Annotated in this window: 19 protein-coding genes; 8 read left to right on the top strand and 11 right to left on the bottom strand. The window is 40.6% G+C overall.

The genetic code is table 11. From position 1 onward, the window contains the following. The first annotated feature begins 52 nt into the window (after positions 1 to 52). Positions 53 to 289: a DUF6095 family protein gene (locus AC13CS_RS09165; protein ID WP_293163981.1), complete on the top strand. Its 237-nt coding sequence runs from the start codon at positions 53 to 55 to the stop codon at positions 287 to 289. Here AC13CS_RS09165 and AC13CS_RS09160 read toward each other — a convergent pair. Beyond that, positions 286 to 1,005 (bottom strand): DUF4294 domain-containing protein, encoded by a 720-nt coding sequence (locus AC13CS_RS09160; protein WP_482888725.1) that lies wholly within the window; start codon positions 1,003 to 1,005, stop codon positions 286 to 288. The genes AC13CS_RS09165 and AC13CS_RS09160 overlap by 4 nt on opposite strands. A 102-nt stretch (positions 1,006 to 1,107) precedes the next feature. On the opposite strand from AC13CS_RS09160, the gene AC13CS_RS09155 reads away from it, so the two are divergent. Both AC13CS_RS09155 and AC13CS_RS09150 read left to right on the top strand, forming a co-directional pair. Continuing rightward, a complete protein-coding gene (locus AC13CS_RS09155) occupies positions 1,108 to 2,196 on the top strand; it encodes a M42 family metallopeptidase (protein WP_293163986.1) in 1,089 nt (362 codons plus the stop codon). A gap of 82 nt (positions 2,197 to 2,278) precedes the next feature. Next, the gene (locus AC13CS_RS09150) at positions 2,279 to 2,827 is read left to right on the top strand and encodes an NUDIX domain-containing protein (protein WP_293163989.1); all 549 of its coding nucleotides are present in this window, start codon (positions 2,279 to 2,281) and stop codon (positions 2,825 to 2,827) included. Here the strand turns inward: AC13CS_RS09150 and hisS are convergent. Next, positions 2,811 to 4,199 (bottom strand): histidine--tRNA ligase, encoded by a 1,389-nt coding sequence (hisS, locus tag AC13CS_RS09145; protein WP_293163992.1) that lies wholly within the window; start codon positions 4,197 to 4,199, stop codon positions 2,811 to 2,813. The two genes, AC13CS_RS09150 and hisS, sit on opposite strands and share 17 nt — an antisense overlap. A gap of 393 nt (positions 4,200 to 4,592) precedes the next feature. Next, entirely contained in the window at positions 4,593 to 5,066 is a 474-nt protein-coding gene (locus AC13CS_RS09140) for a DUF6495 family protein (protein WP_293163995.1), read from the bottom strand. A gap of 185 nt (positions 5,067 to 5,251) precedes the next feature. Between AC13CS_RS09140 and AC13CS_RS09135 the strand changes: the two genes are divergently transcribed. Continuing rightward, a complete protein-coding gene (locus tag AC13CS_RS09135) occupies positions 5,252 to 5,719 on the top strand; it encodes a DUF4168 domain-containing protein (protein ID WP_293163998.1) in 468 nt (155 codons plus the stop codon). 73 nt (positions 5,720 to 5,792) lie between these two features. Here the strand turns inward: AC13CS_RS09135 and rplI are convergent, their stop codons facing one another. Genes rplI through rpsF form a run of 3 tightly spaced genes read right to left on the bottom strand, consistent with a single transcriptional unit; the run spans position 5,793 to position 6,898 of the window. Continuing rightward, positions 5,793 to 6,245 carry a 50S ribosomal protein L9 gene (gene rplI, locus AC13CS_RS09130; RefSeq protein ID WP_293164000.1) on the bottom strand — a complete coding sequence of 151 codons (453 nt, stop codon included), beginning with the start codon at positions 6,243 to 6,245 and terminating at the stop codon, positions 5,793 to 5,795. Between the two features lie 13 nt (positions 6,246 to 6,258). Next, positions 6,259 to 6,555: a 30S ribosomal protein S18 gene (gene rpsR / locus AC13CS_RS09125; protein WP_014031368.1), complete on the bottom strand. Its 297-nt coding sequence runs from the start codon at positions 6,553 to 6,555 to the stop codon at positions 6,259 to 6,261. A 4-nt stretch (positions 6,556 to 6,559) separates the two neighbouring features. Beyond that, on the bottom strand, positions 6,560 to 6,898 hold the full coding sequence (gene rpsF, locus AC13CS_RS09120) for a 30S ribosomal protein S6 (RefSeq protein ID WP_293164002.1): 339 nt from the start codon (positions 6,896 to 6,898) through the stop codon (positions 6,560 to 6,562). Positions 6,899 to 7,134: 236 nt separating this feature from the next. Here rpsF and AC13CS_RS09115 point away from each other — a divergent pair, with 236 nt between their 5' ends. Then, on the top strand, positions 7,135 to 7,827 hold the full coding sequence (locus AC13CS_RS09115; RefSeq protein WP_014031370.1) for a LytR/AlgR family response regulator transcription factor: 693 nt from the start codon (positions 7,135 to 7,137) through the stop codon (positions 7,825 to 7,827). On the opposite strand, the gene priA is transcribed toward AC13CS_RS09115, so the two are convergent. The 4 genes from priA to nadC are packed head-to-tail and all read right to left on the bottom strand — an operon-like array spanning position 7,828 to position 12,550. Then, on the bottom strand, positions 7,828 to 10,284 hold the full coding sequence (gene priA / locus AC13CS_RS09110; protein WP_293164006.1) for a replication restart helicase PriA: 2,457 nt from the start codon (positions 10,282 to 10,284) through the stop codon (positions 7,828 to 7,830). A gap of 3 nt (positions 10,285 to 10,287) precedes the next feature. Continuing rightward, complete coding sequence (locus tag AC13CS_RS09105) at positions 10,288 to 10,737, bottom strand: DUF2147 domain-containing protein (RefSeq protein ID WP_293164009.1); 450 nt, start codon at positions 10,735 to 10,737, stop codon at positions 10,288 to 10,290. Then, positions 10,712 to 11,692, bottom strand: a complete 981-nt coding sequence (locus tag AC13CS_RS09100; protein WP_163626733.1) for a YihY/virulence factor BrkB family protein — start codon at positions 11,690 to 11,692, stop codon at positions 10,712 to 10,714. Before AC13CS_RS09100 ends, AC13CS_RS09105 begins: the two co-directional genes overlap by 26 nt. Further along, on the bottom strand, positions 11,693 to 12,550 hold the full coding sequence (gene nadC, locus AC13CS_RS09095) for a carboxylating nicotinate-nucleotide diphosphorylase (RefSeq protein WP_293164015.1): 858 nt from the start codon (positions 12,548 to 12,550) through the stop codon (positions 11,693 to 11,695). It lies immediately after the preceding gene. A gap of 317 nt (positions 12,551 to 12,867) precedes the next feature. On the opposite strand from nadC, the gene rlmH reads away from it, so the two are divergent. The 3 genes from rlmH to AC13CS_RS09080 all read left to right on the top strand — a co-directional run bounded on the left by rlmH (position 12,868) and on the right by AC13CS_RS09080 (position 14,018). Further along, entirely contained in the window at positions 12,868 to 13,341 is a 474-nt protein-coding gene (rlmH, locus tag AC13CS_RS09090; RefSeq protein ID WP_293164018.1) for a 23S rRNA (pseudouridine(1915)-N(3))-methyltransferase RlmH, read from the top strand. A gap of 126 nt (positions 13,342 to 13,467) precedes the next feature. Next, positions 13,468 to 13,701 (top strand): hypothetical protein, encoded by a 234-nt coding sequence (locus AC13CS_RS09085; protein WP_163626730.1) that lies wholly within the window; start codon positions 13,468 to 13,470, stop codon positions 13,699 to 13,701. Further along, on the top strand, positions 13,701 to 14,018 hold the full coding sequence (locus AC13CS_RS09080) for a type II toxin-antitoxin system RelE/ParE family toxin (RefSeq protein ID WP_163626729.1): 318 nt from the start codon (positions 13,701 to 13,703) through the stop codon (positions 14,016 to 14,018). Before AC13CS_RS09085 ends, AC13CS_RS09080 begins: the two co-directional genes overlap by 1 nt. 45 nt (positions 14,019 to 14,063) lie before the next feature. Here AC13CS_RS09080 and serA read toward each other — a convergent pair whose 3' ends face one another. Continuing rightward, the gene (gene serA / locus AC13CS_RS09075) at positions 14,064 to 15,956 is read right to left on the bottom strand and encodes a phosphoglycerate dehydrogenase (protein ID WP_293164027.1); all 1,893 of its coding nucleotides are present in this window, start codon (positions 15,954 to 15,956) and stop codon (positions 14,064 to 14,066) included. Between the last annotated feature and the right edge of the window lie 329 nt (positions 15,957 to 16,285).

Here is a 16,285-nt window from a genome sequence, read left to right as displayed (position 1 = left end):
ATTTTTGGCGCTATTTGCTCTAAATATAAGCTAATATTCCTACTTTGGTCCCATGAGGCGAACTAACAAGGAACTTCTGGTAAAAGGAATAAAATCGTTTGGCTACACCGTGCTTGCCATGTTTATGGGGCCATTTTTAATCTACGAAGCCTTTAAAAATGAAGGGCACCCCTTTTATTGGCCTGTGTTGATATTAGGGTTTATTTGTGCTGCTTTGGCAATTTATTTAGGTTTTCGTTCAGTAAGCATTGTAATGGAGGCCATTTTCGGTAAAAAACCCAAAAACTAGTTGCCCGTGCTGGGCGGCCTGCTTTTCCATTTATTGGTGAGTTGGGCATAATCATAATCCAAGACCGATTCTTGCCGTTCCAACCTGCTTGCAGCAAAAGCACGTTGTAAAATGTCCTCTATTAAATAATCCTCATGGATTTCTTCGGGCCTAAACTCTTCCTTTAAACTGATCTTGAACAAGCTTGCCGTGGTGTTGTACCAAAATGCCCTCCACCCACTACGGAGTTCCTTTACCAAATCAAAAGCGGTTGTTCCTGTTTGACGATGAATCAGTTTTACCAAAATCTGTCCTTCGGTACGGGTCAATTTTTTTAGTTCTTCGGAAAACTCCCCTTCAATATACTTTTGCACTTTTCGGGTGTATCTACGCTGGTGCCGTCGTTTTTTGATGAGTTGCAGGCTATCATTCAGTTCCACCAATCGCTCTGCGGCCAACTTGGCATAAGGGTATACCTTCAAGGTTTTTCGTCGTAGAATGTAATAGCGAAGCTTATCATTACGGTTCGTGAACTCCAGTTTTCCAAAAATGTAGACTTCGTCAAGTTCAATGGAACTCATCAAAATGGAGTCTCCCTCAAACCGGACATAATAATCGGCAATGGAATCGTTGGCAATGGAATCCTTGGGGTTCATCAACGAATCCTTTTGCGGTTCCTGAGCTAACCCAAGGGCGTTAATTGCCAGAAAAACAACAAGAAAACAGTTACGCAGCATAACATTTCTTTCGCAATAGTCTTGCCAAAAGTAAGTATAAAGGTGTGATTTGGCTATTAAATAAAAGTGAATATTCTTATGTTTGTGTACTAAATCAGATACATGGCAAAAGAGAAGATCATCAACAAAAAATCCCTTGAATTTTTAGAAAAATACTTGAACAATCCATCCCCGACAGGTTACGAATGGGAAGGGCAGAAAATTTGGATGGATTACGTAAAACCTTATGTGGACGAATTTATTACGGACACCTACGGAACTGCGGTAGCCGTTATAAATCCAGATGCCAAATACAGGGTTGTTATCGAGGGGCATTCCGATGAAATTTCTTGGTACGTTAACTATATCACCGATGAAGGTCTCCTTTACGTTATCCGAAATGGAGGGAGCGACCATCAAATTGCCCCATCTAAATGGGTAAACATCCATACCAAAAATGGTATTGTAAAAGGTGTTTTCGGATGGCCCGCCATCCACACAAGGGACAAGGCCAAGGAAGAACCGCCGAAATTGGACAACATATTTATTGATATAGGCGCCAAGGACAAGAAAGAAGTGGAAAAAATGGGCGTGCACGTAGGTTGTGTGATAACCTACCCCGACCAATTCCAGATATTGAACAAGGACAAGTTTGTTTGTAGAGCTTTGGACAACCGCATGGGTGGTTTTATGATTGCCGAAGTGGCCCGTTTGCTCAAAACGAACAAAAAAGAGCTTCCTTTTGGACTTTACATCACCAATTCGGTGCAGGAAGAGATTGGGCTTCGTGGTGCTGAAATGATCACACAGACCATAAAACCGAACGTAGCCATTGTAACAGATGTTTGCCACGATACCACTACTCCCATGATCAATAAAAAAACGGAGGGTGAGACCAAGATTGGTGACGGCCCCGTTATCTCGTACGCACCTGCGGTACAGAACAAATTACGGGAGCTTATTATTGAAACTGCGGAATCCAAAAAGATTCCGTTCCAGCGTAATGCATCATCAAGGTACACGGGAACGGATACCGATGCCTTTGCGTACAGTAACGGAGGTGTGGCGTCCGCATTGATTTCACTGCCTTTACGTTATATGCATACTACGGTAGAAACAGTACATAAAGATGATGTAGAAAATGTTATCCGTTTGATTTACGAAACTTTATTGAACATTAAAGAAGGGGAAACTTTCAGTTATTTTGATTAATTGATTTTTTTCCATAATCCCGATATTAAAATTTGTCGCCTCGAAACTTCTTCGGGGCGACTTTTTTTTATCTTTATGTAATATGGATGAGCAAGTTGACATATTGGACGAGCACGGTAAACCAACAGGGAAATCCTGTTTAAAATCGGAAGCGCACCGAAAGGGATTGCTCCATCCTACCGTTCACGTTTGGCTCTACACATCCGATGGTCGAGTTTTGATTCAGCAAAGGGGCAGAAATAAGTCCACCCACCCTTTACTTTGGGATGTCTCCGTCGCTGGCCACGTTGCTGCAGGGGAAGAAATTGTAACCGCTGCCATACGTGAAGTTGAAGAGGAAATTGGCCTTACCATATCAGAACCCGATTTGGAACCTTTGGGCACTTATAAAGCCGTTCACAAAATTGCTGAAGATTTTATTGATGCCGAACTGCATCATATCTTTTTATGCAAGTTGAACGTTCCGTTGAATCAACTTACCAAACAGGAAAGCGAGGTCGAGGACTTGGCATTGGCACCCCTTTTTAAATTTGCCGAAGAAACTTGGGGTTTGGCCAGTGTGGGGAAATATGTGCCCCACGGCCCTACCTACTACAAAACCATCCTTAAAGCGATTAAAAGTCGGACTTAACTTTTTCCGCAAATTCTTCGAGCGAATCTAAAGCGTAATCGTTTTGGTCACCTGTCTTCATGTTCTTGACCACAAATTTACCATCGGTCAATTCTTGGTCCCCCAAAAGTATCACGTAGGGAACACCCCTTTTATCAGCATACTTAAATTGCTTCTGCACTTTGGTATCCATTGGGTATAAATCCGCCCTAAGTCCTTGTTTGCGCAGTCCAGACACCAATTTTAAGGCTGCCATCCCCTCTTTTTTTCCAAAATTGAGGCAAAGTACGTCCAACGAAGTATCCAGGCTGTCAGGGAACAGATTTAATTCTTCCAGAACCAAGTAAATACGGTCCAGTCCAAAGGAAATCCCCACACCGCTCACATCTTTGAGCCCAAAGATACCAGTAAGGTCATCATAACGGCCTCCACCGCCAATGGAACCCATTTTTACGCCTTCGGGCGCTGCCACCTCAAAAATGGCACCAGTGTAATAATTGAGCCCGCGGGCCAGCGTAACATCCAGCTGCAAACTGGCCGACTGCAACCCAACCATTTCCACGGTTGAAATAATCTCTTCCAATTCTGAAACACCCAGCATTCCAACTTCGGAATCTGCTAAGATGGCTTTTAGTTTTTCCAATTGTTCGGAAGCGGTTCCCTTCATATCAAACAAAGGCTGTGCTTTGGCTATGGCAGATTCGGAAATGCCTTTTTCCATCATCTCCGCTTTCACCTTCTCCTCTCCTATTTTATCCAACTTGTCCAAGGCCACAGTAAAATCTACCAATAAATGTTTGGCTCCGATGACTTCCGCAATCCCAGAAAGTATTTTTCGGTTGTTGATTTTGATGGTGGTACCTTTCAGTCCCAAATCGGTGAAAACAGCATCATACATCTGTACAAATTCCACTTCTTGAAGCAAGGAATTGGCGCCAACCACATCGGCATCACATTGGTAAAACTCACGGAAACGCCCTTTTTGCGGGCGGTCTGCACGCCACACAGGTTGTATTTGATACCGCTTGAACGGAAAATCAATTTCATTCTGGTGCATCACCACATAGCGGGCAAAAGGAACGGTAAGGTCGTAACGAAGGGCTTTTTCTGAAATTTTCGGCGTCAACGAGGCTGAATTCTTAGAACTATATGTTACATCATCCACTTTGGAAATAAAGTCTCCCGAATTCAATATTTTAAATATCAAACGATCGCCTTCATCCCCATATTTACCCATCAGGGTTTCCGAATTTTCGAAAGATGGAGTTTCAATCGGTTGAAAACCATAGGTTTCAAAATGTTTTTTTATGGTCTGGATGATATAGTTACGCTTGGACACCTCTGCAGGTGAAAAATCGCGGGTTCCTTTAGGTATGGATGGTTTCTTTGCCATGTGGTGTTAAATTCTCGTGCAAATATACGTTTTAGGTTGAAGATGCAGTACGCAGTAATCAGTTAACAGTTGGCAGTGGGTAGTCAAAGGTTTCGGATTACGGATTACGGGTTTCAAGCACCAAATCCCAAATTCCCTGCTTGCCGCAGGCAGGCAATAACCTAGTAACAAAATAACCCCGTAGGCAGTATGCGGTTGGCACTAATCATGTGCGTCTATTTTCTATGCGCTATTTTCATGTATCCTGTACTTGACACGAATGGCACGAATGACCACAAAACCTTTGGGCTTGATTCTTGAACTCGGTCTTAAAAAAGGAGATTCTTCAGTCGCTACGCTCACTCAGTATTACAAGTAGTCTTGACTCTTGGTTCCTGATTCTTGGACCCTTAATCAGTACTCCATGATCTGTTCAAACCATTGGTACAACTCCCCTTTGGTGATTACGGCTCCTTGTTTTATAATTTCAAATTTATCCACATTCTTATCTTCTCCGTAAGCCTTGGAAGCTGTAAGGTATTCCACAAAATCGGATTGATAGTTGCGCTTGAACCAACCAAAGCCGACCTCCGTTCTTAAATCAATCTCCGGATTCATGATCTTAACGGAAAGGAGCTTCATTTCTTTATCCGTTAGGTGAAACAAATGCATGTGCCGTTCGGAAATATTCTCCAAATATTCCACTTTGCTCAATACCCCTTCCCAAATCAAATCGCTAAAAACGTCTATTTCCTCCTCGGCAACCTCTGGTTTTTCCTTTTTTAAGTTATCCCACTCATCTGCGGTGATGGATTGGGTCGCCAGAAAGTTAATAAATTCGGGATGTAGCTCTTCAAGTTGCTCCTTGGTCAATCGTCTATACTTCATGCTGCAAAAATATAAAAGGCTTGGGAAAACCACCGTGTTTTTGACTCAAGAAAACCGTCGAATCCTTGAATTCATTACAATTTCTTTAAGTTTTGATTAACACCGATACAGCCTAGGTTTTTTGGTAAGCCTCTTTATTTATTGTAGTTTCGGAAAATAACATTTTTAATAAAAACACGTATAGAATGAGATTTTTGAAATCATTTAAAACTTTAGTGGTTTGTGTTGCAACCATAGGTGCATGTGCTTTCTCGAATGTGAACGCGCAAGAACAGGTGGAGGTCACCGATGCTGAATTGAGTAAAATTGCTTCGGCCTTCCAAGGCATTCAAAAAGTGAATATGGAAGCGCAACAAAAAGTAATGAAAACCGTTGAGGAAAGCGGTTTTGAGGCCAATAGGTTCAATGAACTTTATCAAGCTTCTGCGTCTCCAGAAAAAACGGTCGATGCCAGTGATGACGAAAAAGAACGCTTTGGAAAGCTAATGAACGAAATACAGCAGATGCAAGTCGGTTTTACCGAACAAATCGAAGAGATTATAAGTAATGAAGGCATGAGCATAGAACGTTACCAGAAAATAGCAATGGCGTTACAAAGTGATGCTGAATTACAAGGTCGTTTGAGAACAAAGTTAGCGGAACAACCGCAATAGAATTTAATTGAAGAAAAACAAAAAAGCCCTCCGAAAAAATCGGAGGGCTTTTTTAAATTAAAGGGTTTGAAGTTTACTTTGCTTCCGCAACCACTTCAAATGGGAATTCTACAATAACTTCCCTGTGTAGTCTGATAATTGCTTCGTATGGACCAACTCTTTTGATAGCTCCACCTTTAATATTGATGAATTTTCTATCAATTTGGTGTCCTTCTTTGTCCAAGGCAGCAGCAAGGTCGATGTTTGTTACAGATCCGAACAATTTATCTCCGGCACCGGCTTTTGCAGCAATCTTAATTTCCAATTGCTTCAAAGCATCAGCAACCTTAGTAGCCTCGTCGATTACTTTTTTCTCCTTGTGAGCTCTTTGCTTAAGGTTCTCCGCCAAAACTTTTTTGGCAGAAGGCGTAGCCAAATCGGCCAAACCTTGTGGGATAAGAAAGTTTCTGCCGTAACCGTTCTTTACGGTAACGATATCATCCTTAAATCCCAAATCCTGTACATCTTCTTTTAGAATAAGTTCCATTCTCTGGTGTTTTTTATTTCAACATATCGCCAACATACGGCATTAACGCTAGGTGACGGGCACGTTTTACGGCCTGCGCCACTTTTCTTTGGTATTTCAAGGAAGTACCGGTTAGTCTTCTTGGAAGCAATTTACCTTGCTCGTTCACCAACTTCATCAAAAAATCAGGGTCTTTATAATCAATGTACTTGATACCGGATTTTTTGAACCTACAATACTTCTTTTGCTTGCTGGTCTCAATGTTAAGCGGGGTCAAATATCTGATTTCCCCGTCTTTTTTTGATTTTGCTTGTTGCTCAATAGATGCCATACCCTTATGCCTTTGCTTTTAGTTTGTTTCTTCTCTTTTCCGCCCAAGCAATTGCGTGCTTGTCCAATTTAACGGTCAAAAAACGCATAACGCGCTCGTCTCTTCTAAACTCTAGCTCGTAAGGGCCTATGGCCTCACCTGGAGCTTGAAATTCGAACAAGTGGTAAAATCCACTTTTCTTGTGCTGAATGGGATAGGCCAATTTTTTTAGTCCCCAATCTTCTTTGGAGACCATTTTGGCACCATTCTTAATCAAGAAATCCTCAAATTTCTTGACTGTTTCCTCTATCTGTGTTTCAGACAGAACGGGATTCAAAATGAAAACAGTTTCGTAATGGTTCATTATAATATATTTTTAAAGGAGCGCAAAATTAACAATATTTCTTTCCCCCTGCAAGAAAAGTAGAAAAACTTCGTTTAAGTACAAGAGTTATCAACATTAAAAAACCTAATAAACCTAAATAACATATATGGCAATTTACACAACAAAATACACCATGTTTACATCTTTTGTTGTAGGTGAGCAGCTTTTTTATGTAATTTGCCGATGATTTAAAACCCTACAAATCACCCCATTCTATGAAATTAAAAAGTATAATTGTAGACGATTCCTCGATGCAGCGCATGGCCGTTGCAAAGTTGGTCAACAATCATCCACACCTTGCTTTGGTTGCTGAGTACAGCAATGCCATTGAAGCCAAAAATGGCCTTAAAAACCACGAAATCGACCTTATCTTTTTAGATGTTGAAATGCCGATCATTAATGGTTTTGACCTTTTGGAGGCCCTAGAGAACCCACCACAGGTTATTCTGATTACGGGAAAACCTGATTATGCACTTAAAGCTTTTGACTACGACGTAACCGATTACCTTCACAAACCCATTACCTTGGCACGTTTTGAAGCCTCAGTAAAAAGAGCTGTTGCCAAATACGAGCAAATGAACCGGGTTGATGAGGATGAAGAGCACATCTTTGTAAAGAGCAACCTTAAAAAACGCAAGGTAATCCTAAATGACATTAAATGGATAGAAGCATTGGGCGATTACATTAAATTGGTAACAGATGAAGCCAATATCGTAATCCTTTCCACCATGAAATCTTTTGAAAAGCAATTGCCCGCCGAAAAATTTCTACGTATCCATAAATCTTATATCGTGAATCTGGAGAAGATTGAAAAATTCAACAGCAAAAATGTTGAAGTAGGGGGCAGACAGATTCCATTGAGCAGAAACAAGAAAACAGAACTAGCCGAAGCGCTGGCCAATGTATAATTATATGTGGTCCACGTTGTAGACCAACCGTACACTTTTATACTTGGAAATAGCATTAAAGGATTTTTCAATTCTTTTAATGCTATTTTTTGTTTGTGCCAAGGACTGTTTTCGCGGAATCTTTATCATGATGTTTTTTAGATAATCCCTTCGGATTCTTGCAACGGGGGGATATTCTGGTCCAAGAATTTGTGTACCAAGTACATTGCGCAACGAACCCGCCATCCAATCCGAAGCTTCATTCAATTTATTGAAATCCTTATCCTTAAGAGTTATTTTGATAAGCCGCACCAAAGGTGGATACTTAAATTGTTCCCTTTCGTAAAACTGCTCCTTGAACATTCCATCATAATTGTTCGTGGTTACCTGCTGTAAAATTTGATGGTATGGATTATAGGTCTGAATAAGTACCTTCCCTCTTTTTTGGGTACGCCCTGCCCTACCTGCTACCTGTGTTAGCATTTGAAAACTCCGTTCATGGGCACGGAAATCGGGAAAATTGAGCATGGAATCCGCATTCATAATGCCTACTAGGCTCACATTCCTAAAATCGAGCCCCTTGGTCACCATTTGGGTTCCCACCAAAATATCCATCTCCTGGTTTTCAAAAGATGAAATGATTTTTTCATAAGCATATTTACCACGTGTGGTATCCAAATCCATTCGGCCAACGGAAACATCAGGGAACAGTTGTCCCAATTCCTGCTGAATCTGTTCCGTGCCAAAACCCTTATTATCCAAAGTTGGACTACCGCAGGCCAAACAAGCCTGTTGCAACGCCATGTGATAACCACAATAGTGGCATCGAAGCTGATTTCTGTGCTGATGGTACGTTAAGCTCACATCGCAATTGGGGCATTGGGCCACGTGCCCACAAGTGGTACATTCCACCACAGGGGCAAACCCTCTCCTATTTTGAAAAAGAATGATTTGTTCCCCTTCTTCAAGTGCCTCCGTAATGGCCTTGATGAGAACTTCGGAAAAATGCCCTTTCATTCTACGCTTTCGGGTAGCTTCTTTTATGTCCACCAGATTAATATCGGGCATCAACACATCACCAAATCTGTGTACAATGGAAGCATAACCGTATTTTTTGGTTCTGGCATTATACATACTTTCAATACTTGGAGTGGCAGAACCTAGAACAATCTTTGCTTTGTGAAGTGCTGCCAAAACCACAGCCGCGTCGCGTGCATGGTAACGTGGAGCAGGGTCAAACTGCTTAAAGGAACTTTCGTGCTCCTCGTCCACTACCACCAATCCCAAATTGGTAAAAGGCAGAAATAGCGATGACCGTGCACCAAGTACAATTTGAGCTTTTTCTGTATTTTTTAAAACGTTGTTCCAAACCTCTACCCTTTCGTGAATGCTATATTTAGAGTGGTATACGGATACTTGATGTCCAAAATAATGCCTCAGCCTATTGATCAATTGGGACGTTAATGCAATCTCTGGCAATAGATAAAGGGCCTGTTGACCGTTTTCCAGACATTTTTGAATCAGTTTTACGTAAACTTCGGTCTTTCCAGATGATGTAACTCCATGCAACAATACTGGTTTTCCTCCATCAAAACCTTTGTTGATGTCCTCCAGAGCCTTTTCTTGGTATTCATTCAAGGCAATATGCTTGGATTCTTCGGAACGCTCATCAAACTCCACCCTGTCTTTTCTAATATGGTATTCTTTCAGAATATTTTTATCGATGAGTGCTTTGATCACCGTTCGGGAAGCCCCGCTCTCCTTTTCCAGTTCGGCAATGGGTATGGGTTTGGTGCTTTTGGCTTTCAACTGGAATAAGGACAGCACTACTTGACTCTGTTTGGGTGCTCGTGTAAGCTCGTTCAATAGTTCGGCCAGTTGTTTTTCATCCTCATACTGTTCCGAAAGTTTAACGTAGCGTACCAATTTGGGCTTGTACTGCTCGTACAATTCTTCTTTCTGAAGTATAACGCCTTTGTGAACCAAGGTGTTTATCAGCTTCATCACATTTTTTTTATCCACAATATCGCTGACCTCGGAAATTTTTAAAGCGGTTTGATGCTGAAGTGCTTCGAATACCAAAAATTCATCATCCGTTAATTCCTTTTCGTCTACATCAGATTTTTTGTTGGGCAAAATAAGTGTTTCACTTTCTAACATAAATGCACTGGGCAGCGCACTTCTGATAACTTCTCCCAAGGTACACATGTAATATTTGGCCACCCATTCCCAATGCTTTAATTGTATTTGGGTCACTACGGGGTATTCGTCAAGAATTTGATAAATTTCTTTGGGTTGGTAGGCTTCAGGCGCATTTTGATGCACGTGATAGGCCAGGGCGGTATAGATCTTGGATTTACCAAAAGGAACGGCTACTCGCATTCCTTCCTGTATAAAATCCGCTTCTGCTTGCGAAATTTTATAGGTAAAGAGTTTTTCCAGAGGAATGGGAAGAACAACATCCAAAAAATAATCCATACGCTAATTCTCTAGTACCCTGTGCCATGTTTGGGTCCTGTACAAAAATGCCAAATAGCCTCTTACTTTTAGTCGATTTTTGTTATCATCATCCAACCAGACCCTTCCTTTAAAGGTCATTGCCTGTTCAGGATCAAACAGCTTATCGCCCTTATAAATACCTTTGTTGTTTTTCTCAAAACCTTCCATGATTTTCATTCCAAGGATGGGTTTGTTTTTTCGGTCTCCTTCGCATTTGGTACACAAAGCACCTTTTTTCCCTTCTTCCAAAATTTCAACAACCTTGGCATGCATTAACCCGTCTTCTTTATATATCTCAATAATGGCCTTGGTGATTCCATTGCGGTCATCAATGGTTTTCCACTTTCCAAAAACGGTTTGGGACCAAGTTATCTGACAAAACAGAAAACATATCAGATACATCCATTTATTGCTCGTTTTGCTGCTTTTCATGTCTCTTTTTTAAGGAATTAAGTGTGGCGTTCAATTCAAAACCTAATAATAATATATTGGAATTTAACCATATAAACACCATTAAAATCAATAATCCTCCCAGCGCTCCATAAAGTTCGTTGTAACGAGCGAACTTCTCAACATAAATTCCGAAAAGATATGAGGTCAATAAAAACAAAAGGGTCGTAAGCAATGCCCCCGCTGAAAAAAAACGGGCTTGCCTTCCTTCTGCGGTACCAAAATAGTAAAGTATTGCCGTTGCCAGGTACGAGATGCACAAAAAGAACAGCAGTTTTGCTATTTGGATGCCCACTGCATCTCCTTTTTCAATATCGGTTCCCAATGTCCTACCAAAAAATTCACTTGCGTTCTCCACAATGTAAAACTCAAAGTACACAAAGGCAACCGCTCCCAATATCAATAAGATGGAGAGAATGACTCCCACCATGAGCGCATAGGCATATTGGCGAAAGAAATTACGGGTGAGCTCTACGTGGTACGAGTATTCAAACCCTCCAAAAATGGCATTTACGCCATTGGCGACCAAAAATATGGACAGCAAAAAGGCCGAAGAGAGCAATCCTCCTTGTTTTTGGTCTTTTATCTGCTGGTAAATCTCACTAAAATATTCACTGGTGGCAGAAGGCAAAAAGGATTCCAAAAAGTTTAAAAACTGGGTGTCAAAATTGGCATTGCCCACACTTACGTAGGGAATGATAAAGGGTATAAGGGTCACCAAAAAGATTAGCAGGGGAAACAGTGCCAAAAAAATACTGAAAGCAATGGAGCTTGCCCTTGTGGAAAGTGCGCCTTTCACGATTCCCACCAAATACATTTCAATCAAATCATAAAGAGAGAGCCCTTCAAAAGCTTTTAGCTTTATTTTTTTCAATAAGCGCACCAGCCAATTGATCACGGGTATTTTCTCCAATTTCTCCTCTATGGCTTTGGACATTTAAACGGCTTTTAAACTTAAATCCATATTGTAAACAGAATGGGTAAGCGCTCCTGACGATATGTAATCCACACCACATTCGGCATATTTACGGATGGTGTCCTCGGTGATGCCGCCTGAAGATTCGGTGAGGCACTTCTCCCCTATTCGTTGCACAGCTTCTCGGGTTTGTTCGTAATCAAAATTATCCAAAAGGATGCGGTACACACCATCGGATTTCAATATCTCGTCCACCTCTTCCAAATTTCTGGCTTCAACAATAATCTTCAAATTTTTCCCCTTTTCCTTTAAATAATCCTGTGTTTTTTGAATGGCTTTGGTAATTCCGCCTGCAAAATCGATATGGTTGTCCTTGAGCATGATCATATCGTAGAGGGCAAACCTATGGTTTTCACCTCCACCTATTTTTACAGCCCATTTTTCAAGAGCTCTTATGCCCGGTGTTGTTTTTCTGGTATCTAAAATTTTGGTGTTGGTTCCATCCAAAAGTGAAACAAAACTCTTGGTTTTGGTGGCAATGGCACTCATACGCTGCATAGCATTAAGTACAAGCCGTTCTGCTTTTAAAATACTTTGGGAACTGCCCTCCACATAAAAAACAATATCCCCGAATTTTACCGGTGCGCCATCTTTAACCAAAACCTCCATCTTGAGTTTGGGGTCAACATAGCTAAAAACTTGTTTGGCAAATGCTACGCCAGCGATAACCCCTTCGTCTTTTACCAAAAGTTTTGCCTTGCCTTGGGCAGATTCTGGAATGCAGGCCAAGGAACTGTGGTCGCCATCACCTACATCTTCCCTAACGGCGTTGGCAATGATCAAATCCAGTTCGTTTTGAAATTGTTCTTCGGAAATCATCCAATTGTGGTTTTAACGAAAATAGTAAAAACATTGCTGTTGTTAAGTAATTTAGTTACTGAGTTATTGAGGTATTTGAACATGACACTCGTGGTTAGAAGCTAACTGGCTCAAGCCCAAGTTCAAACTCAAACTCAAACTTGCGTATAGGAATTTGGTGTAATTCGTGTCAATTAATATTGGTAATGAGAGAAAAGATTAGATAGTTTCAGCCATTCAATTACTTCGTCATTTGTTCTTGAACTTGATTTTTGTACTTGATTTTTATCGACTTACTTCTGACTTCCCTTTTTCACTATAATAATCTATTTTTGGGCATGCAGATTACTTTGATCGCCATTGGCAAAACCGATAAGTCTGAACTTGAAGAACTTATATCCGTTTACGAAAAACGGTTGAAACATTATATCAAGTTTCAGTTGGAGATAATTCCAGATATAAAAAACAGAAAAAATCTTTCCGAAGCCCAACAAAAGGAAAAAGAGGGCGAACTGATTTTGGCTCAACTACAACCTACGGACACCTTGATTTTACTCGACGAAAAAGGAAAACAATACAGTTCGATGGATTTTGCACAGTTCTTGCAAAAAAAGATGAACAGTGGAATCAAAAACCTAGTTTTGACAATAGGTGGGCCTTATGGCTTTAGTGATGCTATTTACGCCAAAAGTTCAGGTAAGATAAGTTTGTCCAAAATGACATTTTCTCACCAAATGGTACGGTTATTTATTGTGGAGCAAATTTATAGGGGTTTCACCATTCTTAGGAACGAACCTTATCATCATCAATGATTGCATATTTAAACCGCTTCACTCAAAGAGTCAAGAGATACGGATAAGCTATGGAACTGGTCAATACCATTAAAAAACAGATGACTAAATTGATAATTTTGTACCTTTGGTAAAAAGCTGAATGCAATGAATTTAGAAGCTCGAAAAATAGAATTTGTACAAGAATTTTTAACGCTTCAAAGTGAAGAAGCTGTTTCTCGTTTGGAACAACTATTGAAAAAGGAGAGAAATGCTACTGACGAGCGAATATTTGAGCCTATGACCCAAGAAGAGCTAGACAAACGAATTGACCAATCGGAATCTGATTTCCAAAACAATCGATTTAAAAACAGTTCTGAACTTTTAGCCAAATACAAATAATGCCGTTGAAAATAATTTGGTCTGAATTTGCCGAAACTAAACTTGACGAAATTTATGAGTATTACGAAAGGAAAACCAGCCCCAGTATCGCTAAAAAACTTCTGAAAGGAATTATCAATGAACCAAATAAATTGATAAGTGCACCGCAAATCGGACAAGAAGAAGAATTGTTAAAGCACAGAGAAACTGAATATCGATATTTGGTTTTCAAAAACTACAAACTGATTTATTCTTTGGATCATCAAAACGGATTTATAAAAATTGCTGACGTTTTTGACACTAGACAAAATCCAACAAAGCTAAAACAAACAAAATAAAGTCAGTTGCCAACACATGTATGTGCAATAACAGCTGAATCTCTATCAATAAAGCACCCTAAATTTAATGGTGTTCTCAATTTTCTTGAGAGCCTTGATCACATCCTTATCGTACTCCTTGTCCAAATCGGTAATCACATACCCTACATCGCTATCCGTGGATAGGTATTGACCAGAAATATTGAGACCGTATTGCGCCAATATTTCGTTGATCTTGGCCATAATGCCTGGAACATTGCGGTGAATGTGCAAAAATCGGTGTGCCTTGTTTTGTTTGGGCAATCTAATATTCGGAAAATTAACAGCGTCCACTGTATTTCCTGAATTGATGTAATCCATGATCTTGTTCGGTACAAAATCAGCAATGTCTCTTTGCGCTTCCTCGGTGCTTCCCCCAATATGTGGCGTAAGAATAACGTTGGACAAGCCTTGCAAAGGTGTTTCAAACGCTCCGTTGCTGCGTGGTTCGGATGGGTACACATCTATAGCTGCGCCACCTAGTTTTCCGCTTTTCAAGGCGCTTGCCAGTGCATCAATATCCACTACAAACCCTCTGGAAAGATTAATGAGCTTGGCACCATCTTTCATTTGGTTGATTTCTCGTTCGCCGATAAAGTTCCTATTGGCCTTGTTATCATCCACATGAAGTGTAACTACATCAGAAACGGACAACAAATCCTCCAAAGTGTCACATTTTACAGCGTTACCGAGCGCCAATTGGTCGTTAACATCGTAATAATACACCTTCATGCCCATGGCTTCGGCCAAAACGGACATTTGTTTCCCTATGTTACCATAACCTACAATACCAAGGTTCTTACCTCGTACTTCTTGTGATCCAATGGCTGTTTTGTTCCACTCGCCGTTGTGAATTTCGGTACTACGTGGAAAAATGCTACGCATTAACATAATGGTCTGCCCAATGGCAAGTTCCACCACGGAACGGGTATTACTGTATGGGGCATTGAACACAACCACACCCTTCCTTTTACTGTAATCCAAATCTATCTGCGTGGTACCGATGCAAAATGCACCGACCACCAACAATTTATCGGCCGCATCCAGTACTTTTTGGGTTACTTGGGTCTTGGACCTAATACCCAAAACATGCACCCCCTTAATACGTTCGATAAGGTCTTCCTCGGAAAGGCTGGTTTTGATCAGCTCTACCGAAAAACCTTCTTCGGAAAGGTTTTCAAAAGCTGCGGGGTGTACATTTTCCAGTAATAGGATCTTAATTCTGTTCTTGGGGTATGATAAGTTTCTTGGCAAATCGTTCACAAATAAAAATTCATCTAGGTTAGGTGCTACGTGATCAGCATTATTCGTTGCTTTTTCACGATGTACATTTTCGGTATAGGCGAAAAATTTATGGGCAATACCGGCCTCGCGCATTACATAATCGCTGTAGCCATCGCCAATAACCTGGACTTCGCCTTCCAAGTCCAAGTTTTTTAAACATTCTATTTTTCCGTTATGGGCGGCCAAAACATTGGTTTCATCAAAGCCGATGATATTCCCTTCATCGTCAAATGTAAAGGTGTTAGCATACACCCGGTCGGATGGAATGTTGTACTCTTCAACAATAGGGTCTATAAATTCCTTGAAGCCACAGGAAATTACATAGATGTGGTCGGAAAACTCGTGAAAGAATTCCTTGTTCGATGCGATTGATTTCGAAATTTTTTGACGCAGCTCCACCACCAAGTCATCCAAATCACTTTTGTTGGCATTCAACAACCGGATTCTTTGTTCCAAGGATTCTGTAAAGGAAATGTCCCCATCGATTCCCAAATTGGTTATTCGCTGTATCTCCGCGACAATCTCATCCCTTTTGGGATTGTTTTGCAACGTCATTTCCGCCAAAACATCCAAAGCCTCAACCCGTGTGAGCGTGCTATCAAAATCGAACACATATTTACGTGCTGTTTCCACCATGAGTCCTTCCAAAAAATTAAGCCACAAAATTAAACATAAATTTCATCCTTATAATCGGAACCCATCAAAAACCTTACAGATTTTCGGATAAATCAAAAATCCATTACGATTTGTTTTAAATAGCACCTATTTTTTTGCAATCACGTATGGATTGACTTTAAATTCAAGTATCAAACTCAAGTTCAAGTCTAAATTCCAATAAGCAGTACGCAGTTGGCAGTTGGCAGTTTTCAGTTTGTAGTCAAGAACGTATAGATTGTCCAGTCCGTTGTCTTGTCTCCTGTCTCTTGCCTCTTGTCTTGTCTCTTTTGTCTATCCTCAAACACTAA

It is taken from the genome of Flagellimonas sp. B-3 (assembly GCF_056857835.1).
The sequence above is the reverse complement of the archived record's forward strand: the minus strand, read 5'-3'. Positions and strand labels throughout refer to the sequence as shown.

Coding starts and splice junctions, on each gene's coding strand:
- AC13CS_RS09165 (WP_293163981.1), top strand. CDS start 53: ATGAGGCGAACTAACAAGGAACTTCTGGTAAAAGGAATAAAATCGTTT.
- AC13CS_RS09160 (WP_482888725.1), bottom strand. CDS start 1,005: ATGCTGCGTAACTGTTTTCTTGTTGTTTTTCTGGCAATTAACGCCCTT.
- AC13CS_RS09155 (WP_293163986.1), top strand. CDS start 1,108: ATGGCAAAAGAGAAGATCATCAACAAAAAATCCCTTGAATTTTTAGAA.
- AC13CS_RS09150 (WP_293163989.1), top strand. CDS start 2,279: ATGGATGAGCAAGTTGACATATTGGACGAGCACGGTAAACCAACAGGG.
- hisS (WP_293163992.1), bottom strand. CDS start 4,199: ATGGCAAAGAAACCATCCATACCTAAAGGAACCCGCGATTTTTCACCT.
- AC13CS_RS09140 (WP_293163995.1), bottom strand. CDS start 5,066: ATGAAGTATAGACGATTGACCAAGGAGCAACTTGAAGAGCTACATCCC.
- AC13CS_RS09135 (WP_293163998.1), top strand. CDS start 5,252: ATGAGATTTTTGAAATCATTTAAAACTTTAGTGGTTTGTGTTGCAACC.
- rplI (WP_293164000.1), bottom strand. CDS start 6,245: ATGGAACTTATTCTAAAAGAAGATGTACAGGATTTGGGATTTAAGGAT.
- rpsR (WP_014031368.1), bottom strand. CDS start 6,555: ATGGCATCTATTGAGCAACAAGCAAAATCAAAAAAAGACGGGGAAATC.
- rpsF (WP_293164002.1), bottom strand. CDS start 6,898: ATGAACCATTACGAAACTGTTTTCATTTTGAATCCCGTTCTGTCTGAA.
- AC13CS_RS09115 (WP_014031370.1), top strand. CDS start 7,135: ATGAAATTAAAAAGTATAATTGTAGACGATTCCTCGATGCAGCGCATG.
- priA (WP_293164006.1), bottom strand. CDS start 10,284: ATGGATTATTTTTTGGATGTTGTTCTTCCCATTCCTCTGGAAAAACTC.
- AC13CS_RS09105 (WP_293164009.1), bottom strand. CDS start 10,737: ATGAAAAGCAGCAAAACGAGCAATAAATGGATGTATCTGATATGTTTT.
- AC13CS_RS09100 (WP_163626733.1), bottom strand. CDS start 11,692: ATGTCCAAAGCCATAGAGGAGAAATTGGAGAAAATACCCGTGATCAAT.
- nadC (WP_293164015.1), bottom strand. CDS start 12,550: ATGATTTCCGAAGAACAATTTCAAAACGAACTGGATTTGATCATTGCC.
- rlmH (WP_293164018.1), top strand. CDS start 12,868: ATGCAGATTACTTTGATCGCCATTGGCAAAACCGATAAGTCTGAACTT.
- AC13CS_RS09085 (WP_163626730.1), top strand. CDS start 13,468: ATGAATTTAGAAGCTCGAAAAATAGAATTTGTACAAGAATTTTTAACG.
- AC13CS_RS09080 (WP_163626729.1), top strand. CDS start 13,701: ATGCCGTTGAAAATAATTTGGTCTGAATTTGCCGAAACTAAACTTGAC.
- serA (WP_293164027.1), bottom strand. CDS start 15,956: ATGGTGGAAACAGCACGTAAATATGTGTTCGATTTTGATAGCACGCTC.